Origin of the sequence: Aquibium pacificum (genome assembly GCF_040839445.1) — a bacterium.
Classification (GTDB): Bacteria; Pseudomonadota; Alphaproteobacteria; order Rhizobiales; family Rhizobiaceae; genus Aquibium; species Aquibium pacificus.
The window spans coordinates 1-21,896 of sequence record NZ_JBDPGJ010000006.1; the positions used below are offsets into that span (position 1 = coordinate 1).

Consider the following 21,896-nt stretch of genomic DNA (forward strand, 5'->3'; position numbering starts at 1 on the left):
CGGCGGATCGGGCTACATGCGCGACACCGAGGTCAACCGCCTCTATCGGACGGGGCGGGTGCTCGAGGTGGGTGCAGGCACGCAGGAGGTGCGCAAGCTCATCATCTCCGGCGAACTTCTGAAGAACTGAGGCCTGGTACATGGCAGAAAAACATCTGCAGAGCCGTTACGCCCCCGACCTCATGGCAGGCCAGGTGGCTCTCGTGACCGGCTCGGGCTCCGGCATGGGCCGCGCCACAGCGCTCGAAATGGCTTCCTGCGGGGCCAGACTGGCGCTATTCGCCCGTCGCGAGGAGCCGCTTCAGGAAACCGCCGAGATGATCCGCGCGATGGGGGGCGAAGCCTTCATCGTGCCGGGCGACACTCGCGACGAGAAGAGCGTCGAGTCGGCAATGCTGAAGATCAAAGATCACTACGGTCGGCTCGACGTGCTTGTGAACAATGCCGGCGGCCAGTATATCGCCGCCGCCCGCGACATCACCAACAAAGGATTCGAGGCGGTTATCCGAAACAATCTGATCGGCTCGTGGCAGATGACGCGCGCCGCCGCCGACCACTTCATGTTCGAGAACGGCGGCTCGATCGTATTCGTAACCGCGATCTCGACCCGCACCGCACTGACGGGCTTCGCCCATACCGTTGCCGCGCGCGCAGGCGTCACAGGCTTGATGAAGACGCTCGCCGCCGAATGGGGTGAATACGGCATCCGCCTGAACTGCGTAGCTCCCGGTACGATCAAGACAGAGGCGCTCGGCCGCTACCCGATACCGCCGGAAAAATGGCACGAGCTAAACCGGTCAGTTCTTAACCGCATGGGGGCGGCGGAAGACGTCGCAGGGACGATCATTTTTCTTGCCTCCAGGCTCGGTTCCTTCATTACCGGCGAGGATGTGTATGTGGACGGGGGAGAAACCCTGCACATGGGCCACGACGCCCGCGACATGATCCATCCTGACATGTTCCAGGAGCGTCAGCGGGGGGACGGAAAGAATGAGTGAATCCGTCGTCCTGCTCGAGATTGCCGATCGCATCGCAACGGTGACGCTCAATGACCCCGACAGGCGCAATCCCGTCACCGGCAATGAGATGATCGCGGGGCTGCTCGACGCGTTCGACCAGGCGCAGCGCGATCCCGGGGTAAGTGTCATGATCCTGACCGGCGCAGACCCGGCCTTCTGCGCCGGCGGCGATATCAAGGAAATGTCTGACCCCGAAAGCGTGTTCCGCAAGAATCCGCTGGCCGCGGCGGACAGCTACATCACCGGCATTCAGCGGATACCGCTCGCGCTCTACAATCTCGACATACCTACGATCGCGGCTGTCAACGGCCCGGCCGTGGGCGCGGGCTGCGACCTGACGATGATGTGCGACATGCGCATCGCATCGGAGAAGGCAAAATTCGGCGAGGTGTTCTTGAACCTCGGAATCATTCCTGGCGACGCAGGTACCTGGTTCCTACTGCGGCGGCTCGGTCACCAGAAAGCGGCCGAACTGACATTCACTGGACGGATGGTCGGGGCCGAGGAGGCGGTGGAGCTAGGAATGGTGCTTGAGGTGGTGCCGCATGGCGATCTCATGGCGCGGGCGCGGGAGCGAGCGGCCGTAATTGCGGCCAAGCCGCCCCGCGCACTGCGCGTCGCCAAGCGGCTGATGCGCAATGCCGAACGCATGGACCTGCCGGATTTCCTGAATACCGCCGCCGCCTACCAGGCACTGATGCACCAGACCAAGGACCACCACGAAGCTCTTGCCGCGTTCCTCGAGAAACGAAAACCTGCATTCTTTGGCGACTGACAGATCGGCCTTACAGTTGACCCATCCGGACCAGAAGAAACTAGATCAGATCGCCAGGATGTGGAACCATCGCGGACGTGGTCTGATTACCGAGATGAACCTGAAGATTGAAAAGGTGGCGATTGATGGCGTTCTGGTCAGGATGCCGTTCAACCCCTCTTTCTGCGCCGACGAGGTCAAAACCCTGCTGCATGGCGGGGTGTTAACGGCCCTTCTGGACAGCGTGTTCGGACTAGCGAATTTCGTGGCGATCGACGGGATCAGCAGCATGGCGACACTCGACCTCCGCGTCGACTATCTGCGCCCGGCGAAATCGCGGGCCGACGTCATGGTGCGCGCAGAATGCATTCGGCAGACCCGGCATATCGCGTTCAATTCGGGCAGGATCTGGTTCGATGAGCCGGATCAGGCCGAAGTGGCCCGTGGCGCCGCCAGTTTTGCGCTCACACGGGGCGAGGTCAGCATTTTCGATGCGATGACGCAAAGCAGGTCCTCCAAATGACGCCGGATCTCGCAACTCAGCAGCTCAGGAAAGTACCGTTCTTCCAGTTTCTCGACTTCATGATCACCGAGCTTGCTGAAACGCATGCGGCCGCGACGATGCCGTTCGCCGAACGACTGATCGGAAATCCGATCATGGAATACTACCATGGCGGAATCATCGCGAGCTTCATGGAGGCGGTCGCCGCGATCAGCGTAAGCCATGGTCCCGATCTGCAGCCACCCAAGCCGATCAATCTGACGGTTGACTACTTGCGCCCGGCGGTCAAAGGGGCCCTGATGGCCGAAGCCACAGTGACGCGGAAGGGCAAGCGCATGGCAAGCGTGCGGACGGCCTGTTGGCAGGATGACGCCTCCCGGCCGGTGGCCGAAGGGTTGTATCATTTTCTATTGGTCTGAGGCATGCTATTCTTCGCGCCCCGATTATGTGATCTTCGGGGCTGAGCCGTTGGCCGAAATACCGTCCAGCAGCATTTTGATGAGCAGATCCGTGAAAGCTGAAAGCGTATAGTATCCGCGTTGGTCGCCCTTGCCGGGATCGAACCATTCGACCGTCCAATTCAGCGCGCCCAGCATGGCCTGCCGTAGCGGAACCACCTTGATGTCGGAGCGCAAGGCTCCGGCCGTCTGCGCCTCGCGCAACAGCCGATCCCAGACCTTCGCGTATTGGTGTCGAACAGGCCGATGGCGCGAGCGGATCCCTTCCGGCAGCATCCCATAGATGCGGATGTTGGCGGAGGTAAACTCGCTGGCACGGAACAAATATGCCATGTGCGTCGCGATCGCGGTCGCGATCCGGTTTCTATGATCTTCCTTGTTCGGCCATATGGCGGCCGCATGGCTGACGCCGTTCAAGAGATCACGCAGGCCCAGGTCGAGCACCTCATCGAGAATTTCCTCCTTCGAGCCGAAATGGTAGTAGACGCTGCCTGCCTCAAGGCCCGCTTCCGATGCGACACGTCGTATCGTCGCGGCCTTGTAGCCGCTCTCTCGCAAGATTCGCGCGGCCGTGCGAAGGATTTGATGGCGGGTTCGTTCGGCCTTCCCCGCTGGTTCGAGTCCATCTGTCAAGTCAAGAGATTCGAGCGATTCTCTGACCGTTCCGCCACGTTTGGTGCACATGCCGTCGAGCAGCAGTTTCGACAAGCGTTCCGATAGCAGACTGACCGGATAACGTTCGCTGTCGTACCATTCCGCTGTCCAGTTCATAGCTCCGAGGATGAACTGGCTGACCAGGGTGACCGAGATGTCACCACGCAGATCGTCCTGATGGTGCTGCAAGAATGATCGCCAGAGCTGCGCATAGGCCTCTCGCAAGGGACGATGCGCTCTGCGGCGCTTGTCCGACAGCATAGGGAAGTTCCTGATATTCGCCGAAGTGAAATCACTCTCTTTCAAAAGGAAACAAAGGTGAGTGTCGACAAGCTGCGCGAACGTTTTCCGGAATGGGTCACCTTCCGCCGCCGACCGTTCGACGATCCCCCGAATTTGCTCGTAGAGTTGTCTAACCCCAATATCGAGGACCTCGTCCAGGATCTGATCCTTCGAGCCGAAATGATAGTAGATGCTACCGGCTTCCAGGTTCGCCGCCTCGGCGATCCGCCGCATGGTGGTCGCGTTGTATCCCTCTTTGCTAAACAGCTTCGCCGCCGCCAGGAGGATCGCGCGACGTGTCTGCACCGATTTCCCGTATGGCTCGTCGCCGGGGCTGTGGGGGAGGATTTCTTCCATGGATCTCTCTTTCGACGCTGGACATCAGTTTATCAGTTGAGGTAATTCGAACAAGTGTTAGAATGCGCGGTCATTCCACGGTGCCTGCGACACCGGCAAAAGGAGAAACGGGAATGCGCGGACTGAAAGGCAAGAGAGTAATCGTCACGGGTGGCGGAAGCGGAATCGGGCGGGCGATCTGCACCCGCTTCGCCGAGGAAGGAGCCGAGGTTGCGGTTTTCGACCTCAATGAAGAAGGTGCCCGGCAAACCGTCGGAACGATCGAAGATGCAGGCGGCAAGGCGCGTGCTTACACCGTCGACATCACCGACCGCAAGGCAGTGGACGCCGCAGTGGCCGAGTTCGAGGCCGGCGGGCCGATCGACGTTCTGGTCAACAACGCCGGATGGGATGAGATCAAGCCGTTCCTCGAGACCGATCTTGATCTGTGGAAGAAGATCATAGACATCAACCTCTACGGCCCTCTTCACATGCATCATGCTGTTCTTCCGGGCATGGTAAGGAATGGGTCCGGCCGCGTCGTGAACATCAGTTCGGATGCGGGCCGCGTCGGCTCCTCGGGCGAGGCGGTCTATTCGGCCTGCAAAGGCGGCATCATTTCCTTTACCAAAACCGTCGCGCGGGAACTGGCCCGCAAGGGCATTCAGCTCAACGCGGTCGCGCCCGGTCCGACAGACACCCCGCTATTCGCAGAAGTCGCCAAGGGCGAAGCCGGAGAGAAGATTGCGGAAGGCCTTAAACGGGCAATCCCCATGAGACGTCTCGCCCAGCCGACGGACTATCCCGGGATTGTGTGTTTCCTCGCCTCGGACGATGCCGGATTCATAACCGGACAAGTCATTTCCGTATCGGGCGGGCTGTCAATGCACGGTTGACAGCCCGGCGGTGCTTTCCGGTTCCAAACGATGTCAAGGTTTCCTCCCCACCTGGCCGCATTCTGTGCGGCCCCTTTTTTAGGTCAGAAGATCCGTAATGTTCGAGGCCGACCAAACCATCAAGGAAACAAGTACGCTCGCGGCATTCATTGACCGTTGTGGCGTTGCGAACTACGAGGAATTGGTCGAACGCGCAGACAGAGACCCAGATTGGTTCTGGACGCAGATTCTCGGCCTCACCCGCATTCGATTCGCCCGCCCGTACGACCGTCTGCGCGAGATCGGCGACGGACCGGAGAACATCCGCTGGGGAATCGGCGGCGCACTGAATCTCACCGAAACCTGTCTCGACGCGCACATCGAGAAGGGGCTCGGCGATAAGACAGCGATCGACTGGGTGGGCGAAGACGGCAGCCGCCAGCAATGGAGCTATTCCCGGCTTGCCGAGGAAGCCGCGCGCGTTGCCTCCGCCCTCTCGGCGCGTGGAGTGAGGCCCAGCCAGGGCGTCGGCATCTACATGCCGATGATCCCCGAAATCGAGGCCGCGCTTCTGGGCATCGCGCGGCTGGGCGCCGTAGCGGTCCCGCTATTTTCCGGGTTTGCGCCGCATGCCATCGTCACCCGCCTGAACGACGCCCGTGCCGTTGCCGTGCTGACTGCGGATGCGACGCCCCGGCGGGGCAAGCCGGTCTGGATGGAAGCCATCCTGGCCGAGGCACTGGCGGAGGTGCCCTCGGTGCATACCGTGTTCAGCCTGCGGCGCTTCGGCGGCCCAGTGGCCGATCCGGCCCGCGATCTCGACTGGCAGGAAACCGTCGCTAAGGCCGACGCGACGCGGCGGGCGCATCCGGTGGAGACCGACGCACCGCTGGTCATCGCCTACACCTCGGGCACCACCGGCAAGCCCAAGGGGGTGGTTCACACGCATTTGGGCGTACAGGCCAAGGCCACGGCCGATTTTCTGCTGTGTCTCGATCTAAAGCCCGATGATCGGCATCTTTGGATGACGGACATGGGTTGGGTGATGGGGCCCCTCACGCTGATTTCGGTGCTGCTTGCGGGCGCCACGTTGGTGCTCGCCGAAGGAGCGCCCTCGATGCCGGGCGATCCCTTCCGCCTACTGCGGCTGGCCGCCGAGAACAAAGTTACTCATATGGGCGTTGCCCCAACGCTGGTGCGGCAATTCATGACGCAGGATTCCGCGCCGCTGCGGGGGTACGATCTTTCCGCACTGCGTATCGTCGCCTCGACCGGAGAGCCCTGGACCGAAGATGCCTGGCTTTGGCACCTGGAGCATATCTGCCGGCACCACGCGGTACCGCTCAACATTTCGGGTGGGACCGAGCTCTTTGGCGCAATTCTTACCTCGACCGTACTTCACGAGGTGAAGCCGGGTGGCTTTTCGGGTCAGGCGCTGGGCGTCGGTGCCAAGGTGCTGCGCGTGGACGGCAGCGAGGCTGCGCCGGGCGAGGTCGGCGAATTGGTCGTCACCCGGCCGCCGATGGGGCTGACGCCGACGATCTGGGGCGACAAAAAGCGCTATCTCGACACCTACTGGTCCACGTTTCCCGGCATCTGGCGCCATGGCGACTGGGCGCGGCGCGATCCGGACGGCACCTGGTTTATCCTCGGCCGTTCCGACGACACGCTGAACATTGCCGGCAAGCGCATCGGGCCACCGGAGATCGAGGCGGCGCTGACCGAAACGGGGAAAGTTGTGGATGCAGCGGCGATACCCGTCCCCGACCCCATAAAGGGTACAACGGTGATTTGCATCTGCGTCACGGCGCCCGGTGTGACGCCCGATGACAGGCTCGTCGAGCAGCTCAAGGACCGCGTCGGCGAGGTGGTTTCGAGGCCCTTCCGCCCGAGCGAGATCCATTTCGTCGAGGCGCTGCCCAAGACCCGCAGCATGAAGACGATGCGCCGGATCGTGCGCGCCGCCTTCCTGGACGAGGATCCGGGCGACCTCTCCTCGATCAGCAATCCCGAAACGATGGAGGCCATCGCGGCCCTGAGAAAGGACAAGCCATGATCACGGTCTTCGGAGCCACGGGCACCACCGGCGCGCCACTGGTGGAAGCGCTTCTCACCAGGGGCGCAAAGCTGCGTGCCGTCACCGGCCAGCCTGCGAAGGCTGCGGCGCTGGTGGCGAAGGGTTGCGATGCCGCCGTGGCGGATTTCGGCGACCGCGACGCTTTGGAACGCGCCTGCCAAGGAGCGGAGAAGGCCTATCTCGTGACGCCGCCGCATCAGGACATGCGCCGCTGGAAGGCCAATGCCATCGCCGCGGCCAAGGCGGCGGGCGTGCGCCATGTGGTCATGTCCACCGGACTCGGTGCTTCGCCCAGGGCGCGGCTGACCTTCGGCATGTGGCATTCCGAAAGCCAGGAACTGCTGAAGGACAGCGGCATGGACTGGACCTTGGTTCAGCCCACCTATTTCATGCAAAACCTTCTGTGGCAGGCTGAAAACATCGTCTCCGATGGCGTCTATTATGACGATCTGGGTGGGCCGGTGGCGTGGGTCGACGCCCGTGACATCGCCGATGTGGCGGTCGAGGCGCTGCTTGGCGCGGGCCATGCTGGCAAGGCCTATGGCCTGACGGGCGCTGAGGCGTTGACCGGCGAGGAGATCGCCTCTCTCCTCAGCGAGGCGACAGGCCGCGCGGTGACATGCGCCTCCTTGCCGCCGAATCAGGCCAAGGCGCACATGATTGCGAACGGCATGCACCCCGACGTCGCCGCCGCCATGGTGGAGTTGGCCTCGCTCGCAGCCAAGGGCTATCTCGCCGGCATTGAGACCACGGTCAGCGAGGTGCTCGGCCGCCCGGCGCGCCGCTTCCGCGACTTTGTGGCCGGGAACAGGCATGCCTACGTCGGATAAGGCGGCGCCCGCGCCGCTTTATCTCGAGCTCGCGCCGCCGGCCGGGGCCCCCGCCCAGATTGACCATTTCTTCGTCTACTGCGATTGCGGCCTCTTGTCGGGTCCCGGCACTGGCCGCTTCGCCACCGATCTCTTTACGCTTTCCCTGACGCTGCGCGGCGGAGCCGATCGCGGCCCCCGCCCGCGCCTCGACCTTGCACCGCCCCGCCCCGCCTTCAGCCCGCGCCGCGCGCCCTTCGAGGGCGCGATCGCCGGAATGCGCCTCGACGCCGCGCCCCACCTTCTCCCCTCCGAAGGTAATCTGGACGCGCTGACCCTTGCTCTTCTGGCAGTGGCGGGGAACGGTGAGGCCTGGGCGCCGCTTGTTGCGGCACTCGACCAGCTCGCCTGCGACCTGACCTTCTCCGGCAGCCACTCCGCCCCCGCCAGCGCGCGAAGTGAACGGCGTTGCGTCCGCGCGACCACCGGCATGTCGCGACGGCGGCTCGCCGCCACCCGGCGTTTCCGGACCCTGCTGGACGGGCTTGCGGCGCGCGATCAGGCGTTAAGCGAACTGGCGCTCGATGCAGGGTACTACGACCAGTCGCACATGTCGGCCGCCTGCCGCGCCTTCGCCGACGCCCCACCGGGCGTGCTCCGCCGCCTTGCCCGCGCGCGGCCCTCTGGCCGTTTCTTCCAAGATCAGGGACTCGAAACCCGCCTAAGACTGCTCATCGATCCCTGACGAGGAGCAGACAGGCCATGCCCGGTTTCGAACCGAAGAACCCCGATTTCGACGCACGCGTGTGCGACAGTTTCGGACGCCAGAAGGTGATGCACACGCTGGGCATCACCATTGCCGACCTGTCGCCCGGGCGCATCGTTCTGGAGATGGCGCACCACGACGCGCTGACCCAGCAGCACGGCTTCGTTCACGCCGGCATCGTCTCGACAGCGCTCGACAGCGCTTGCGGCTACGCCGCCTTCTCGCTGATGCCGGCCGAAGCGGCGGTGCTGACCGTCGAGTTCAAAATCAACCTCCTCAACCCAGCCGACGGCGAGTGCTTCCGCTTCCAGGCCGAGGTGGTCAAACCGGGTCGCACCCTCACCATCTGCGAGGCGCGCGCCCATGCGCTGAAGGGCGGGGCGGAGAAGCTGGTCGCCACGATGACCGGTACGCTGATGGCGCTGTTCGGACGGACGGGTGTCAGCGGATAGGCGCAGTCGAGGCAGGCCTCGGCTGGCCTCGCGCTCGATCCAGGTCTCCAGGACGTGGCGCTGGATCTTGCCGCTGGTCGAGCGCGGGAAGTCTTCGCAAGCGATGAAGCGTATCTCGCGCGGCCGTTTTTAGCCGGCCAGTTGATCGCGGCAAAGCCGCTTCAGCTCGTCGGCGTCAGGGCTGCCGACGTGCCCGTGCCACGGAGGCCACCGGGCGTTCGCCCCAGCGCAGGTCCCCGGCCTTTACGACGGCGGCATCGATCACCTGCGGATGCGCCAGCAGCACCCGCTCGATCTCGGCCGGATAGACGTTCTCGCCGTCCACGGCGAGAGGCTCTTATGAGGACACCCGCCTGGAGTGGCCGAGTTCTCGACTTACGGCTACATAGCCTCGGATTGAAACCCCCGGATTTTGTCCGCTCAAACCGCAGTGCGATAGCCGATACCCGAAAGCGCTATTCGGCTGGGCTCCGGGCCGCCAACAGTCTCGCCGAGAGGCGAACATCGATGGCGGACTTCGCAATCCGCTACGGCACCGCATTTTTTCGGCAGCGTGAACCGACCGTCGGCTCCGATAATCAATCCGAGCGCCCGCCTGACCCCAGAGATTTGCCGGTCTCATGACCGCCGTTGGAATGGCGCTTGAGGGGCAGCAGCAGCCCCCTGTCAGGCACCGGATCAGAACGCACCGACGCCGGTGAGGTTGCGTCCGATCACTAGCTTCTGGATTTCCGTGGTGCCATCGGGGATCGGCATCACCTTGGCATTGCGGAAGTGCCGTTCTACCGGGAATTCCTTGGTGATCCCGTTACCGCCGTGGATTTGCACCGCCTTGCCGGTGATCTCAACAGCCATCTCTGTGGCGTACCACTTTGCCATCGAGGTCTGAGTGTCGCAGCGGACGCCAAGCTCAAGAAGCTGCAACCCGCGCTGGCAGAGAAGCCGAGCAGCGTCGAGCTGGGTGGCCATGTCGGCCAGGTAGCCCTGGATCAACTGATGCCCGGCGATCGGCTTGCCGTGCTGGTGGCGGTCCTTCGCATAGGTCACCGCGCATTCCAGAGCCGCCTGGCCGATCCCGATGCTGGTGAGGCCCACGAAGACCCGCGCGCTCTCGAACAACTTCAGTGTTTGGAAGAGCCCACCGCCGGGCTGGCCCAGCACGTGGTCCGAAGTGGTTTCGGCGCGGTCGAAGAAGAGTTCGCAAGTCGAGGCGCCCACAAGGCCCAGCTTGCGCAGTTCGCGGCTTTCGTACTTGCCGGCGTCGCGGTCGACGATCACCATCGATATACCGCCGTCCAGATTGCAGACCACGATGGCGAAATCCGACTGTGCACCATTCGAGATCCACAACTTTTGACCACTGATGAAGATTTTTTCGCCCTCGCGCGCGGCCCGACACTTCACCTCGCGTACGTTCGAGCCCACCTCTGGCTCGGAGATGCAGGTGCAGGCGATACGCTCGCTGCGCAGAAGCGGCTTTAGATAAATCTCCTTCTGCGCGGGACTGCCCAGAAGGCTGAGGGCGAAGGCGGCATGGCCCTGGATCAGAACGGCGATCGCCAGGTCGGGCCAGATGCGCGCCAGTTCCTCATACAGAATGCCGTAGCTCATCCGGTCCATGCCTGCGCCGCCATCTTCCTCGGGGATCAAGCCGCTGATCAGTCCGAACTCCTCGACCTTGGCGAACAAGCCTTTCAGCGTGTCCGCGTCGGGCGGATGGCCCAGAGCTTCGTATTTCTCCGTCAGCGGGGCGAATTCGGCCTCGGCCATCTTGCGGAAGTTCTCCAGCAACATGCGCTGGTCGTCGGTATAGATTGCCTGAGCGGCGGCGATCACGTTTTCCATTGTTGTCTACCTGTGTTAGCGGCCCAGAATGGTGACGCAGGCGGTGGCTTCCTCGACTCCGTGCAATCCGCCACCGTTCTCGGCGATTGCGTTCTGCGCGCCCTCGACCTGACGCGCGCCGGCCTCCCCGCGCAGCTGCGTGACCAGTTCGAAAATCTGCCCGATCCCGGTGGCCCCGACCGGGTGGCCCTTGGATTCGAGCCCGCCCGAGGGGTTCACCGGGATGCGCCCGCCGATCTTCGTCTCGCCGCGCAGGCTGGCCGGGCCACCCTCTCCGAATTCGACAAACCCGAGGTTCTCGATCTGGATAACTTCGCCAACGGCGGTTGCGTCATGCACCTCGGCAACGGACATGTCCTCCGGGCCAAGTCCGGCCTGTTCATAGGCCTGAAGCGCGGCAAGGCGGGTCAGGTGGTTCTTGAAGTCCTCGGGTGGACGGTCGGTGCCGGACCGCAGGATCGCCGCCTTGACCTTGATCGCACGCGCTGGATCGAGACCCAGCCGCTTGAGTCCCTCGCCGGTGCACAGCAGGGCTGCCGCCGCGCCATCGGAGATCGGGGCGCACATCGGCAGGGTCAGCGGGTAGGAAATGGGCGGCGCGGCCAGAACCTGTTCAATGCTCATTGAATCACGGTACTGGGCCAGCGGGTTATGCGCGGAATGCGCATGGTTCTTTGCGGCGACGGCGGCGAATTGTTCCTGCGTTGTGCCGAAGGTCTTCATGTGCAGCCGCGCGAAGCCGGCATAGACATCCATGAACACGCTGTAAGGCTTGGGCGATTTCGAGCCTTCGGGTTCCTCGACCCCAGCGCCCAGATCGGCCAGGCGCTGCGCGACCTGTTCGCCGTTGCTAACATCCCAGCCGCTGTCGAAGGCCGAGAACATCAGCGCCCGGTCGTCGGAATACATCTTCTCGGCGCCGACCGCGAGGCAGCAATCGCCATTGGCCGCCTTGAGGAAGTCGATCGCCAGCTTGAACGCGGTCGAGGCGCTGGCACAGGCATTCTCGACGTTAACGACCGGGATACCCTGGATACCCATCTCGCGTAGCGCGATCTCGCCGCGGATCATGTGCTGGCCTTCCATGTGGCCTTGGACGGCGTTGGAGAAGAAGGCGCCCTCGATCCGGTTGGCCGCAAGCCCGGCGTCTTCGAGCGCGGCGTTGAGGGCCTCGCGCGCCATGTCCTTGACCGACTTGTCGCGGAACTTTCCGAACGGCGTCATTCCGACGCCAACTACGTAAATATCCTGCATCGTACTTCCCTCCGGGCTCAGTAGCCCCTGAATTGCGGTTTGCGTTTCTCGGCAAAGGCCGCGAGCCCTTCCCGGATGTCCCACGAGCGCATGTGCGCACGCAGGTTCAGCATTTCCTCGGCCAGGGCGGCGGGCTCGTCCACGTTCATCGCCCGGTTCGCCACGGCCTTCATCCGCCGCAGCACGGCGGGGCTCTTCTCGGCAAGCTTGTCGGTGAAGGCCTGCACCGTGTCGCGTAGCTCGTCATCGGGCACGACCTTGTTCACAAGCCCCCAGTCCATCATCTCGCGGGCCGAGACGTGTTCGCCCGAGAACAAGAGGTACTTTGCGCGATTGAGCCCGATCCGGCGCGGCAGAATGGCGGCGCCGCCGGCTCCGGGGAAGACGCCGAAGTTGGAATGGGCGTCGCCGAGCTTCGCGCTTTCGGCTGCGAACACCAGATCGCAGGCCATCACCATTTCCAGGCCGCCCGCCAGGGTCAGGCCGTTAACCGCGGCGATCACCGGCTTGGGGCCGCTGCGGATGAGTCCGAAAGCGTGATCAACGCGATCGAGCAGATCCGGCTCGCCTGGCTTCAACTCGGCCTCGCTCACCTCCTTGAGATCGGCTCCGGCGCAGAAGGCGCGGCCCGAACCGGTGAGCGCCACCGCGCGCACCTCGTCGTCGGTCATCGCCTGGACAAGCGCCCCGGCCATCTCGTCGAGCATCTGCATCGACATCGCGTTCATCTGCTCGCTGCGCCGAAAGGTGATCCACTGGGTTTGCCCAACGCGTTCGACCGACACGGTCTTTCGATCTTCAGTCAACATAACCTCCTGAAGACATTGCAAAAAATGGTGATTTTTGGGGTTGATCTCCGGCGCCGCGCGCGGTGGAATAAGGGGCCCGCACGCGGGCGGAACAAGGATGGGAGGCGGCGATGAGCAACGCACCGCTCGAAGGGCTGAGGATCCTGAGTCTGGCCGAGCAGTTTCCGGGCCCCTATGCCACGATGCTGCTGTCGGACATGGGCGCCGAGGTGATCATGGTGGAGCGGCCGGGCATGGGCGACCCGGCGCGGCAGTTCGCGCCGCTGTTCAAGGCGCTGAACCGGGGCAAGAAGAGCGTGGCCCTGGACCTTAAGGTACCCCAAGAGCTGGCGCGGTTCCGCGAATTGGCCGCGGAGACGGACGTTATCGTTGAGGGGTTTCGCCCCGGTAAGCTCGCCGCTCTCGGGGCAGGGTTCGAGGAGATGCGCAAGGTCAATCCGCGCCTCGTCTACGTGTCGATCTCGGGATACGGGCAGGACGGGCCCTATCGCGACCGGGCCGGCCACGATCTGAGCTACGAGGGCGTGGGCGGGCTTCTGGCCGGGCAGGCCAACGCGGGCCTGCCAGGCGAAGTGCCGCGAGTTCCCCTGGCCGATATAGGCGCGGCACTGTTCGCGGCCATCGCGGTCCTCTCGGCCACGATCTCGGCCCGGCGGACGGGGCGGGGGCGCTACGTGGACGTTTCGATGTCGGATGCCGTGGTTTCGATGCTCACCGCCTTCCTGGTACCCGAGGCCAACGGCACTCCCCTGGGCAACTTCATCGCCGAGCCGGCCTATGGCGTCTTCACCTGCGGCGACGGCAAGCTCATAACGCTTTCGATCGCGCATGAGGATTGGTTCTGGCGCCCCTTCTGCGAGGTGATCGGCAGGCCGAAGCTTGCCGGCCTGAAGGGCCGCGACCGCGCAGCACGAAAAGACGCGCTGCGCGAGGATATCGCCGCGGTGATCGTCACCCGGGCGCGCGACGCGTGGGGCCTCCTGTTCGACAAGGCCGGCGTGCCCTGGGGCCCGGTCAACAGCCTGACCGAGACCCTTGCCGATCCGCACGTTCGCGCCCGCGGACTGCTGCGGACCCTGGCGCTGCCGGACGGGGGGAGCGAGACACATCTGGTTCAACCTCTGAAGTTCGACGGGTTCGAGAGCAGCCCGAGTAGCCCGGCTCCGGAGCTTGGGGCCGATACCGACGGCGTTCTGGGGCGGGGCCGCGGATAGTGGCCCGCCTTCCCTAGGTCAGACCGCAAACGAGTATCCCCCGTTGACCGGATAGGTCTGGCCGGTGATCCAGCTCGCCGCGTCCGAGCAGAGGAAGAGGATCAGGCCCGCCGGATCCTCCGGTTCACCGAGGCGACGGATCAGGTATTGCGAAAGGACCTTTTTCTCAGCGGCCTCGTCGGGGATCAGATCAGTCACCGCGGGGGTCCGTGTGCCGCCGAGGGCAACGCAGTTGGCGGTGATCCCGAAGCGGCCGCCGGCTTTGGCGATGGCGCGCATGAAGCCCGCAGCGCCGGCCTTGGCACCGGAATAGACAGCCAGGTGCGGCTCGCCGACGCGGCCGGCGTCCGAGATCACGGTGACAATCCGACCGTAACCGCCCTTGATCATGCCGGGCATGGCGTGGCGGGTGCAGTTGAGCACGCCGTCTAAGTTGGTGGCCAACCAGCGTCGCCACTCGTCGGGACCGGATTCCCAGAAAGGAACCAAATCGTCGAGGCGCGAGGTCGGGCCTGCATTGCCGGCGTTGTTCACCAGGATGTCGACCCCGCCCAGCGCCTCACGCGCCCTGGCGAACGCGCCGCCGACGGCCTCGAAATCGGAGACGTCGAAGGCCAGGGGCAGCGCCTTCGCACCGAGCGCCGCTACCTCGGATGCCACCGCTTCGGCGCGGTCGGCGTGGAAATCGTTGATCACAACGGCGCCGGCGCCGTACTGCGCCAGATAGAGGGCGACCTGGCGCCCCACGCCTTGTCCACCGCCGGTCACCAGCGCTGTCCGTTCCTTGAGGTCGAGAATGTGTTGCATGCCTCCCCCTGTTCATCATCCGAGCCAGCGCTTGCGCCGGCGGTAGTGCTTGACCTCGCGATAACTCTTGCGTTCGCCTGAGGCGGTCACGCCGAGGTAGAATTCCTTCACGTCCTCGTTCTGGGCCAGCTTGTCGGCGCGCCCGTCGAGAACCACCCGGCCGTTCTCCAGCACATAGGCGTAATCGGCCAGTCCCAGCCCCGCGGCGCTGTTCTGCTCAACCAAAAAGAAGGTCGTGCCCTCCTCCTTCAGCCGGCTCAGCACCTCGTAGACGTCGCGGATCATCAGCGGAGCGAGGCCGAGCGAAGGCTCATCGATGGCGATGATCTTAGGCCGGGCCATCATTGCGCGGCCGATCAGAAGGAGCTGCTGTTCGCCGCCCGACATGAAGCCCGCCGTGCGGGACTTCAGGTCAGCGAGGCGCGGCATCAGCGTGTAGACGTGATCGAGCCGTCGCTTCAGCTCGGTCCGGTCAGGCACCATGTGTCCCCCGACAATCAGGTTCTGCTCCGCTGTCATGTGGCGCAGCACGCGGCGGCCTTCCATCACGTGGATGAGGCCGCGCCGCACAACCTCCGAAGCTTCCAGGTTATGGATCGGAGTGCCCTCGAGGGTGATCGCTCCGGCCGACACCTTTCCGTCTTCGGATTTCAGCGTGCCCGAGATTGCCTTGAGGGTCGTGCTCTTGCCGGCGCCGTTGCCGCCAAGGAGCGCAACGCACTGCCCTTCCCGAAGGCTCAGGGAAACGCCCTTCAGCGCAAGGATGACATCGGAATAGGTAACCTCTACATTGTGAAGTTCCAGCATCGGCCGCTTGCCCCGTTCTTAGGATAGGGCCGGGCACCACGAGCGGGCGGTGCCCGGCAGGTCTCACCACTTCTCGACGTTGGGGATGGCGGCTCCGGTGGCCTCGACCACGATCTTGCCGTCGCGCACGCTGCCGACGTTGACCTGAAGTCCCTTCAGGGGGAAGGGTGCCTCAGGCGTGAAGGACAGCGTGGGAAGGAAACCGTGGGTTTCTTCTGTAGTGATCGGTTCTGCAAAAAGCGCCTCGCGCACCTTCTCGCCGGTCAGGCCCTCCGGACCGTTGGCTTCTATCGCATGTTCGATCACCGTAACGGCAAAAAGCCCTTGGGAGATGCCCATGGCAGTCACTACGTTCCAAGGCGCCTTCAGGCCGTAACTGTCGGACAGGGTCTGGTAGAACTGGCGGGGCGGCGTATCCTCGTCGGCCGCGATGGCCATGCCGTAGGCTTCGTAGTCGCCTTCAAGCTGTTCGAGGCCGCCCAGGGCTTTGCCCGAGGCGGGAAGGCCATTGTGCGAACTCATCATGATCGGCACATCGGCGCCATTGGCCTGCAGGCCGCGCTTTGCGGCAACTACGATCGAAGTGTTGGTCTGGATGATCAGGGCGTCGGCGCCCGAGCGTGCCACGCGGCGCATCTGCGCCGTCAGATCGGTCGGCTGCACTTCCGTATAGATCACCTCAACTAGTTCGATCTCGTCGGGGTGCTCTTCGGCGTATTTCTCCAGGCCCTTGGCCATGTCCACATAGGCCGGCGAGGCCTCCGAGGCCATAATCGCTGCCTTGATGGGGCCATCACCGCCCCGCTTCTGGCGCAGCCAGTACAGGAAGCCCGCGCTCTCGTGTGAGTAGGTGGGACGGGGATTGAAAATCCAGGAGTCCGGTTTCCACGCATAGCCGTACGCGGCGGTGGCCATGAACATCGGGATCTTGTCCTCGGGAAGGCGCTCGGACAGTGCTGCGACGTCGGGGCCGCCGAGGCCGATTACCGCGATGGGCTCGAGTTCGGACTTGATGCCGGGCCACAGGCTTGCCACCTGGGCGGCGTCATAGCGGGTCTCGTAGTTCTTATAGTTCAGCGTCACACCCAGTTGCGCGCCGCGGGTGGCGTTCCACCAGTCGATCACCTTCTCGCGCCCCGCCGCGAGGATCGGCATGATGTCGGCATAAGGCCCCGAGAAGTCCGACAGGAGCGCCACGTTGTAGCGGGTTTCCTCCTGCGCCTTCAGCGGCAGTGCCGAGGCCAGCGCCATTGCGCCCGCCGCAAGAAGAGTGCGGCACCGCGATTTCAACGACATTGTCATTTTCTTTCTCCCAGTTGAGGGCCGGCCCTGGTCAATAGGGGAACGGCCAGATGCGGTAAGACGACTTCAGGATGGTCCAGCGATGCATCAGTCCCTTGGGCTCGAGGATCATGAAGAGGGCAATGACCCCGCCCAGGATCACGTTCATTCCCGCGAAGACGATGTCGCCGCCGAGGAAGGTTACGCTGTCGGCAATGTTCGGCCCAACGGTTGCGATGATCTCCTGAATCACGCGGATCACGAAGACGCCGATAAGCGCACCGACGACAGAGCCCATGCCGCCAACGATAATCATCGCTATGAAGAACACCGAGTTGAACAGGGTGAACTGATCCACGCCGACGAAGCGGATCAGGTAGGCCCAGAGCCCGCCGCCCACCCCGGCGTAGAATGCGCCGATCAGGAAGGCGTTGGCCTTGGTGGCGGCGACATTGATGCCCATGATGCCGGCGGCCACGTCGTCGTCGCGGACCGCCACGAAGGCACGCCCGAAGCGCGAGCGGACGATTCCGAAGGCGCCGGCCACCATGATCGCGGCAACGAACAGCATAAGGTAGTACTGCGCGCCTTCGCTCACGATCCGCAATCCGAAAAGCGTGGCCGGCGGCACGGTCACCCCGTTCGATCCCCCAAGCCAGGACGAGGGCAGATTGAGTACCGCGAAGTGGAAGATGAATTGTGCCGCGATGGTGGTGAGCGCCAAGTAGAAGCCCTTGATCCGCGCCGCCGTCAGCCCGAAGAGGAAGCCGAAGACAGCCGCTGCGAAACCGGCGATGGGGATTGTCAGAAGGAAGGTTAGCCCGGTCTTCTCGGCCAGGATCGCAGCCGTATAGGCGCCAACTCCCATGAATGCCGCCTGACCGAGGTTGATCTGACCGGCATAGCCGGTGCAGATCTGAAGCCCCACGGCGACCACGGCGCTGATGTACATGATGTTGAGGATGGCGACGATCCGCGGCCCTACCAGATAGGGCGCCGCCAGCAGCACCGCGATGAATAGGATGAGCGAGAGCGCTTGCCAGCGGGTGCGGACCAGCCGCCGGTCGGCGCGGTAGCTGGTGGCGAAGATGCCGGAAGGATCCATCGCTCAGACCCTCTCGATGGTGCGCCAGCCGAACAGTCCGGTTGGCCGGATCAGCAGGATGCCCAGCATGATGAGGTAGGGCACGACAGTACCGAGCGCACCGCCCACCAGCGGATCGAGATAGTTGGTGGCCAAGCTTTGTGCCACGCCCACGATTACGCCGGCAAGGATTAGTCCGCCGATGGATTCGAGCCCGGCAAACAGCGCAACAGGAAGCGCGGCGAAGCCGATCTCGGAGGCAAGGAAAGTGAGCGACTTGCCGCTCAGGAAGATCATCGCACCCACCGTGGAGAGAACCGCGCCCAGGACCCAGGCGAAGGCGATCGAGCCCTTGACCGAGATCCCCATAGACGAAGCCACCACATGATCCTCGGCCACCGCCGTCATGCGCAGCCCGGCGCGGGTCCGATTGAAGAACCAGGAGAGCCCGACCGCCGCGACCACGGTGATGAGACCGCCGATCAGGAGGTTCATCGGAATCAGCATCTCTCCCAGGAACAGCGGCTTCAGAGGGAAGATCACCGGGAAGGGCCGCACCGCGGGTCCGAAAAGCAGCAGCACAATCCCGCGCAGCAATATCAACAGCCCCACGGTGACCATGACCATGGAGAATACACTTTCTCCGATCAGTTTGGTCAGGAAGATCCGCTCGATCAGGTAGCCTGCCAGCGCCGAAAGCAGCAGCGAGAGCGGGATCGCCAGCCAGAGGTCGAGACCCAGCTCGAAGGTCGTGTACCACACGATGAAGCCGCCCAGGATCACCAGTTCGCCCTGGGCGAAGTTGAACACTTTGCTGGCGCGATAGATCACCACGAACCCCATCGCGACCAGAGCATAGAGCAGCCCGATCAGGGCGCCAGTGATGATGTCGTTGATAACGTAGATCATCGTTTCGTGAACTCCTTCACGCGGCGTGTTGCTTCCGGGCGGTGCGCGGAGCGCCCTCTACATCGGTAACGGCGACGTGGACTCTTAGAACGCCCCGGCGGCCGTCTTGATAGGTGACAGCGATTTCCAGATCGACACTGTGGTCCCCGCCGTAGATCGCCTCCACTAGATCGGCGTAGCGCTCCTCCAGAAAGGCTCGGCGCAGCTTGCGGCTGCGGGTCAGCTCGCCCTCGTCGGGGTCGAGCTCCTTGGGGAAGTTCGCGAAACGCCGGACCCGCGAGCCTTCCGGCAGAAGCATGTTGATGCGCTCCACCTCCGCTCTGATCAGTTCGAGGATCTCGGGTTTCTGCGACAGGTCGGTATAGGTTGAGAAGCTGAGCTGGTTCTCCTCGACCCAGCGGCTCAGCACCTCCATATCGATATTGATCAACGCCGCCACGAAGGGGCGCGTCTGGTCTCCAAGGATCATCAGGTCCTTGATGAAGGGGCTGTAGCGCAGACGGGTCTCGATGAACTGCGGCGGATAGCTGTGACCGTTGCAGAGATGCCGCATGTCCTTTACGCGGTCGAAGAACACGAGCTCTCCATCATCGGTCATCGAGACGGCGTCGCCGGTCGCGTACCAGCCGTCCCTGGTCTGGGCCTCAGCGGTCTTGTCAGGCTTGCGGAAATAGCCGCCGAACCCCGAGCCGCCCCGCACATGGAGCTCGCCGTCCTCGGCGATGCGAAATTCGAGCGGATCGCCATAGACAGGATTGACCTGCATCCAGCGCCCGCTGGTCTCCAGCTTATAGCTTTCGCCCATATGCGCTGTGAGAAGTCCGACTTCCGTTGCCCCGTATACGTTGCGCAGCTTCACGCCCATGGCGTGGAACATGCGGAAGACGTCGGGCGCCATGAGCGCGCCCCCGGACATGGCGTTCCTGGCCTTTCCCAGGCCCAGATTGTCGCGCAGGTGCCAAAGCACGAGAGCCTCGGCCAGCGGCAGCTGCAGGCGCGCTGCAAGCGAAGGCCCGCGCCCTTCAAGCCGCTCGACATAGACGTCGCGGCCCACCCTCATGGCCCAGTTGTAGAGCGCCCGCCGGATCGGCCCCGCGCTCAGCATCCGCGCCTGTACAATCGAGGCAAGGTTCTCCCACTGACGCGGGCTGAAGACCAGCGCATCGACGGCCAGCTCACGGATGTTGTCGAGTATCTCTTCCGGCCCCTCGGGGAAGTTCACCACCATCGGTGCAAGCAGCCCGATCGACAGCCCGAAGATCTGCTCGGTAACCCAAGCCGGGGAAATATAGGTGAGGTACTCGGTGCCCGGCGCGATTTCGACCGCGCCCATCACCCGGGCGGAGTTGTCGAAAAGATAGCGCTGCGAGATCATAACGCCTTTCGGCTTGCTGGTCGTGCCCGAGGTATAGGACAGAACCGCGATGTCGCCGGGTCTACCGCGCGCGACACGAGCCTCGAATAACTTCGGGTCCTGGTCGTGACGGCGGGCTCCGGCATCGCTCACCGCCTGATACGAGCGCAAGAGCGGGTGTGCGTAAGTCCACAGCCCGGCATCGTCCCAGTAGACAATGGCGATGATGCCCTCGAGGTCCCCGGCGATCTCGAGGCACTTGTCCACCTGCTCCTGGTCCTGCACAAGGAAGATCCGCGTCTCCGAATCCCGCGCCAGATAGTGAATCTCGGCGGAGGGTTGATCAGGGTAGACCGAGATCACCTTTCCGCCCAACGATTGGGCGGCGTACTCGGCCCAGAAATGTTCGGGTTCGTTCTCGCCGATTACCATCATTGAGTCGCCCGAGCCGAATCCCAGATCGTCAAGGCCAAGCGCCAAGGCGCGGACCCGCTGGAGCACGTCGGCCCAGGTGAACTCGCGCCAGATGCCGAGGCGCTTGTGCCGCTGGGCCAAGGCAGCCGGCGTGGCCTTGGCCCGCGCCAGCAACACCTGCGGCAGCGTTTGGCTTTGCGTCACCGCAGGATCGCTGAAGACCTTCGCTGCTGTTGTGCGCTCCACTGTTCTACCCCAGATAGGCTTTGATCACGGCCGGATCCCTCTGGATTTCAGCCGGCGTCCCTTCAGCGATCACCCGGCCGAAATCCAGCACCACGACCCGGTCGGCCAGGTCCATCACGACGCCCATGTCGTGTTCCACAAGCACCACCGGGATCTTCCGCGCCTCGCGCACGTCGAGGATGAAGCGCGCGAGATCTTCTTTCTCCTCGGAGTTCATTCCGGCCATCGGCTCGTCCAAAAGCAGGATGGAGGGCTCTTGCGCCAAGGCGCGGCCCAGATCGACGCGCTTGCGCAACCCGTAGCCCAGCGTGCCCACCTGCCGGTTTCGGATCGCCTCGATCTCAAGAAAGTCCACGATTTCCTCGACAGCCTCGCGATGTTCGGTTTCCTCGCGCATCATCGGCCCGTAGTGGAAGAAGGCCTGGACTACATTCGAACGCATAAGGGTGTGGCGGCCAATCAGGATGTTCTCGACCACGGTCAACCCCCCGAAGAGGTGCGTTCCCTGAAAGGTGCGTGCCAAGCCTCGGCGGGCGATCTGGTCCACGCGGAGGCCGGTCACGTCCTGCCCGATGAGTTCGACGCACCCCTGCTGGGGGCGGTAAAAACCGGCAGTGACGTTCAGAAACGATGTCTTTCCTGCACCATTGGGGCCGATGATCGCCAGAAGCTCGTCCTCGCGCACCTCGATAGAGACGTCATCCAGCGCCGTCACTCCGCCGAACCGAAGGGTGGCGCTGCGGACGGCAAGCGGCGGTGCCTGTCGCTCTTTTCGCGCGGCGGTCATGAGCACGCGATGCCGTCACGAATTCCTGGCGGCGGGCGCAGGGAACGTGAGTCATCACACCGGCCACAGGTCCGTTCGCTACCGATCAACGATCTTCCTCC

General features: G+C 63.7%; 23 protein-coding genes. 11 read left to right on the plus strand and 12 right to left on the minus strand.

From position 1 onward, the window contains the following. The 5 genes from ABGN05_RS23365 to ABGN05_RS23385 form a co-directional block, all read left to right on the plus strand. A partial coding sequence (locus ABGN05_RS23365) for an acyl-CoA dehydrogenase family protein (protein ID WP_367956738.1) occupies positions 1-130 on the plus strand: 130 nt, incomplete at its 5' end. A 64-nt stretch (positions 131-194) separates the two neighbouring features. Next, positions 195-998 carry an SDR family NAD(P)-dependent oxidoreductase gene (locus ABGN05_RS23370; protein ID WP_367956470.1) on the plus strand — a complete coding sequence of 268 codons (804 nt, stop codon included), beginning with the start codon at positions 195-197 and terminating at the stop codon, positions 996-998. Beyond that, a complete protein-coding gene (locus tag ABGN05_RS23375) occupies positions 991-1,794 on the plus strand; it encodes an enoyl-CoA hydratase-related protein (RefSeq protein ID WP_173195034.1) in 804 nt (267 codons plus the stop codon). The genes ABGN05_RS23370 and ABGN05_RS23375 overlap by 8 nt, the downstream gene beginning before the upstream one ends. A 16-nt stretch (positions 1,795-1,810) precedes the next feature. Further along, on the plus strand, positions 1,811-2,296 hold the full coding sequence (locus ABGN05_RS23380) for a PaaI family thioesterase (protein ID WP_206680633.1): 486 nt from the start codon (positions 1,811-1,813) through the stop codon (positions 2,294-2,296). Beyond that, on the plus strand, positions 2,293-2,694 hold the full coding sequence (locus ABGN05_RS23385) for a PaaI family thioesterase (RefSeq protein ID WP_173194955.1): 402 nt from the start codon (positions 2,293-2,295) through the stop codon (positions 2,692-2,694). The genes ABGN05_RS23380 and ABGN05_RS23385 overlap by 4 nt, the downstream gene beginning before the upstream one ends. 24 nt (positions 2,695-2,718) lie before the next feature. Here the strand turns inward: ABGN05_RS23385 and ABGN05_RS23390 are convergent, their stop codons facing one another. Beyond that, positions 2,719-4,026 carry a TetR/AcrR family transcriptional regulator gene (locus ABGN05_RS23390; RefSeq protein ID WP_367956471.1) on the minus strand — a complete coding sequence of 436 codons (1,308 nt, stop codon included), beginning with the start codon at positions 4,024-4,026 and terminating at the stop codon, positions 2,719-2,721. Here ABGN05_RS23390 and ABGN05_RS23395 point away from each other — a divergent pair. From ABGN05_RS23395 to ABGN05_RS23415, 5 genes are all read left to right on the plus strand, one after another. After that, positions 3,987-4,901 (plus strand): glucose 1-dehydrogenase, encoded by a 915-nt coding sequence (locus ABGN05_RS23395; RefSeq protein WP_444876176.1) that lies wholly within the window; start codon positions 3,987-3,989, stop codon positions 4,899-4,901. The genes ABGN05_RS23390 and ABGN05_RS23395 overlap by 40 nt on opposite strands. Before the next feature lie 97 nt (positions 4,902-4,998). Further along, a complete protein-coding gene (locus ABGN05_RS23400) occupies positions 4,999-6,936 on the plus strand; it encodes an AMP-binding protein (RefSeq protein ID WP_367956472.1) in 1,938 nt (645 codons plus the stop codon). Next, positions 6,933-7,787 (plus strand): SDR family oxidoreductase, encoded by an 855-nt coding sequence (locus ABGN05_RS23405; RefSeq protein WP_367956473.1) that lies wholly within the window; start codon positions 6,933-6,935, stop codon positions 7,785-7,787. Before ABGN05_RS23400 ends, ABGN05_RS23405 begins: the two co-directional genes overlap by 4 nt. Continuing rightward, entirely contained in the window at positions 7,771-8,511 is a 741-nt protein-coding gene (locus ABGN05_RS23410) for a helix-turn-helix domain-containing protein (RefSeq protein WP_367956474.1), read from the plus strand. The genes ABGN05_RS23405 and ABGN05_RS23410 overlap by 17 nt, the downstream gene beginning before the upstream one ends. A 17-nt stretch (positions 8,512-8,528) precedes the next feature. After that, positions 8,529-8,984: a PaaI family thioesterase gene (locus ABGN05_RS23415; RefSeq protein WP_367956475.1), complete on the plus strand. Its 456-nt coding sequence runs from the start codon at positions 8,529-8,531 to the stop codon at positions 8,982-8,984. 175 nt (positions 8,985-9,159) lie between these two features. On the opposite strand, the gene ABGN05_RS23420 is transcribed toward ABGN05_RS23415, so the two are convergent. From ABGN05_RS23420 to ABGN05_RS23435, 4 genes are all read right to left on the minus strand, one after another. Next, positions 9,160-9,309 carry an AMP-binding enzyme gene (locus ABGN05_RS23420; protein ID WP_367956476.1) on the minus strand — a complete coding sequence of 50 codons (150 nt, stop codon included), beginning with the start codon at positions 9,307-9,309 and terminating at the stop codon, positions 9,160-9,162. Positions 9,310-9,662: 353 nt separating this feature from the next. Then, positions 9,663-10,829 (minus strand): acyl-CoA dehydrogenase family protein, encoded by a 1,167-nt coding sequence (locus ABGN05_RS23425; protein WP_367956477.1) that lies wholly within the window; start codon positions 10,827-10,829, stop codon positions 9,663-9,665. A 15-nt stretch (positions 10,830-10,844) separates the two neighbouring features. Next, positions 10,845-12,083, minus strand: coding sequence for a thiolase family protein (locus ABGN05_RS23430; protein ID WP_367956478.1), 1,239 nt, complete (start codon positions 12,081-12,083; stop codon positions 10,845-10,847). Between the two features lie 17 nt (positions 12,084-12,100). Next, entirely contained in the window at positions 12,101-13,015 is a 915-nt protein-coding gene (locus ABGN05_RS23435; RefSeq protein ID WP_367956479.1) for an enoyl-CoA hydratase/isomerase family protein, read from the minus strand. On the opposite strand from ABGN05_RS23435, the gene ABGN05_RS23440 reads away from it, so the two are divergent. Continuing rightward, positions 13,003-14,106 (plus strand): CaiB/BaiF CoA transferase family protein, encoded by a 1,104-nt coding sequence (locus ABGN05_RS23440; RefSeq protein ID WP_257810406.1) that lies wholly within the window; start codon positions 13,003-13,005, stop codon positions 14,104-14,106. The genes ABGN05_RS23435 and ABGN05_RS23440 overlap by 13 nt on opposite strands. Positions 14,107-14,124: 18 nt before the next feature. Here the strand turns inward: ABGN05_RS23440 and ABGN05_RS23445 are convergent, their stop codons facing one another. From ABGN05_RS23445 to ABGN05_RS23475, 7 genes are all read right to left on the minus strand, one after another. Continuing rightward, positions 14,125-14,913: an SDR family NAD(P)-dependent oxidoreductase gene (locus ABGN05_RS23445; protein ID WP_367956480.1), complete on the minus strand. Its 789-nt coding sequence runs from the start codon at positions 14,911-14,913 to the stop codon at positions 14,125-14,127. Between the two features lie 15 nt (positions 14,914-14,928). Beyond that, the gene (locus tag ABGN05_RS23450; RefSeq protein WP_367956481.1) at positions 14,929-15,720 is read right to left on the minus strand and encodes an ABC transporter ATP-binding protein; all 792 of its coding nucleotides are present in this window, start codon (positions 15,718-15,720) and stop codon (positions 14,929-14,931) included. A gap of 63 nt (positions 15,721-15,783) precedes the next feature. Next, the gene (locus tag ABGN05_RS23455) at positions 15,784-16,971 is read right to left on the minus strand and encodes an ABC transporter substrate-binding protein (protein ID WP_367956482.1); all 1,188 of its coding nucleotides are present in this window, start codon (positions 16,969-16,971) and stop codon (positions 15,784-15,786) included. A gap of 82 nt (positions 16,972-17,053) precedes the next feature. Beyond that, positions 17,054-18,106, minus strand: a complete 1,053-nt coding sequence (locus ABGN05_RS23460) for a branched-chain amino acid ABC transporter permease (protein ID WP_173194966.1) — start codon at positions 18,104-18,106, stop codon at positions 17,054-17,056. A 3-nt stretch (positions 18,107-18,109) separates the two neighbouring features. Beyond that, complete coding sequence (locus ABGN05_RS23465) at positions 18,110-18,994, minus strand: branched-chain amino acid ABC transporter permease (protein ID WP_173194967.1); 885 nt, start codon at positions 18,992-18,994, stop codon at positions 18,110-18,112. A 16-nt stretch (positions 18,995-19,010) separates the two neighbouring features. Further along, positions 19,011-20,966, minus strand: a complete 1,956-nt coding sequence (locus tag ABGN05_RS23470; RefSeq protein WP_367956483.1) for an AMP-dependent synthetase/ligase — start codon at positions 20,964-20,966, stop codon at positions 19,011-19,013. 46 nt (positions 20,967-21,012) lie between these two features. Next, positions 21,013-21,795 (minus strand): ABC transporter ATP-binding protein, encoded by a 783-nt coding sequence (locus tag ABGN05_RS23475; protein ID WP_367956484.1) that lies wholly within the window; start codon positions 21,793-21,795, stop codon positions 21,013-21,015. Between the last annotated feature and the right edge of the window lie 101 nt (positions 21,796-21,896).

Excerpts from the sequence above, each read along its gene's own strand:
- ABGN05_RS23375 (WP_173195034.1), top strand. The coding sequence starts at position 991 with ATGAGTGAATCCGTCGTCCTGCTCGAGATTGCCGATCGCATCGCAACG.
- ABGN05_RS23385 (WP_173194955.1), top strand. The coding sequence starts at position 2,293 with ATGACGCCGGATCTCGCAACTCAGCAGCTCAGGAAAGTACCGTTCTTC.
- ABGN05_RS23395 (WP_444876176.1), top strand. The coding sequence starts at position 3,987 with ATGGCTCGTCGCCGGGGCTGTGGGGGAGGATTTCTTCCATGGATCTCT.
- ABGN05_RS23390 (WP_367956471.1), bottom strand. The coding sequence starts at position 4,026 with ATGGAAGAAATCCTCCCCCACAGCCCCGGCGACGAGCCATACGGGAAA.
- ABGN05_RS23400 (WP_367956472.1), top strand. The coding sequence starts at position 4,999 with ATGTTCGAGGCCGACCAAACCATCAAGGAAACAAGTACGCTCGCGGCA.
- ABGN05_RS23405 (WP_367956473.1), top strand. The coding sequence starts at position 6,933 with ATGATCACGGTCTTCGGAGCCACGGGCACCACCGGCGCGCCACTGGTG.
- ABGN05_RS23410 (WP_367956474.1), top strand. The coding sequence starts at position 7,771 with ATGCCTACGTCGGATAAGGCGGCGCCCGCGCCGCTTTATCTCGAGCTC.
- ABGN05_RS23415 (WP_367956475.1), top strand. The coding sequence starts at position 8,529 with ATGCCCGGTTTCGAACCGAAGAACCCCGATTTCGACGCACGCGTGTGC.
- ABGN05_RS23425 (WP_367956477.1), bottom strand. The coding sequence starts at position 10,829 with ATGGAAAACGTGATCGCCGCCGCTCAGGCAATCTATACCGACGACCAG.
- ABGN05_RS23430 (WP_367956478.1), bottom strand. The coding sequence starts at position 12,083 with ATGCAGGATATTTACGTAGTTGGCGTCGGAATGACGCCGTTCGGAAAG.
- ABGN05_RS23440 (WP_257810406.1), top strand. The coding sequence starts at position 13,003 with ATGAGCAACGCACCGCTCGAAGGGCTGAGGATCCTGAGTCTGGCCGAG.
- ABGN05_RS23445 (WP_367956480.1), bottom strand. The coding sequence starts at position 14,913 with ATGCAACACATTCTCGACCTCAAGGAACGGACAGCGCTGGTGACCGGC.
- ABGN05_RS23450 (WP_367956481.1), bottom strand. The coding sequence starts at position 15,720 with ATGCTGGAACTTCACAATGTAGAGGTTACCTATTCCGATGTCATCCTT.
- ABGN05_RS23455 (WP_367956482.1), bottom strand. The coding sequence starts at position 16,971 with ATGGCGCTGGCCTCGGCACTGCCGCTGAAGGCGCAGGAGGAAACCCGC.
- ABGN05_RS23460 (WP_173194966.1), bottom strand. The coding sequence starts at position 18,106 with ATGGATCCTTCCGGCATCTTCGCCACCAGCTACCGCGCCGACCGGCGG.
- ABGN05_RS23465 (WP_173194967.1), bottom strand. The coding sequence starts at position 18,994 with ATGATCTACGTTATCAACGACATCATCACTGGCGCCCTGATCGGGCTG.
- ABGN05_RS23475 (WP_367956484.1), bottom strand. The coding sequence starts at position 21,795 with ATGACCGCCGCGCGAAAAGAGCGACAGGCACCGCCGCTTGCCGTCCGC.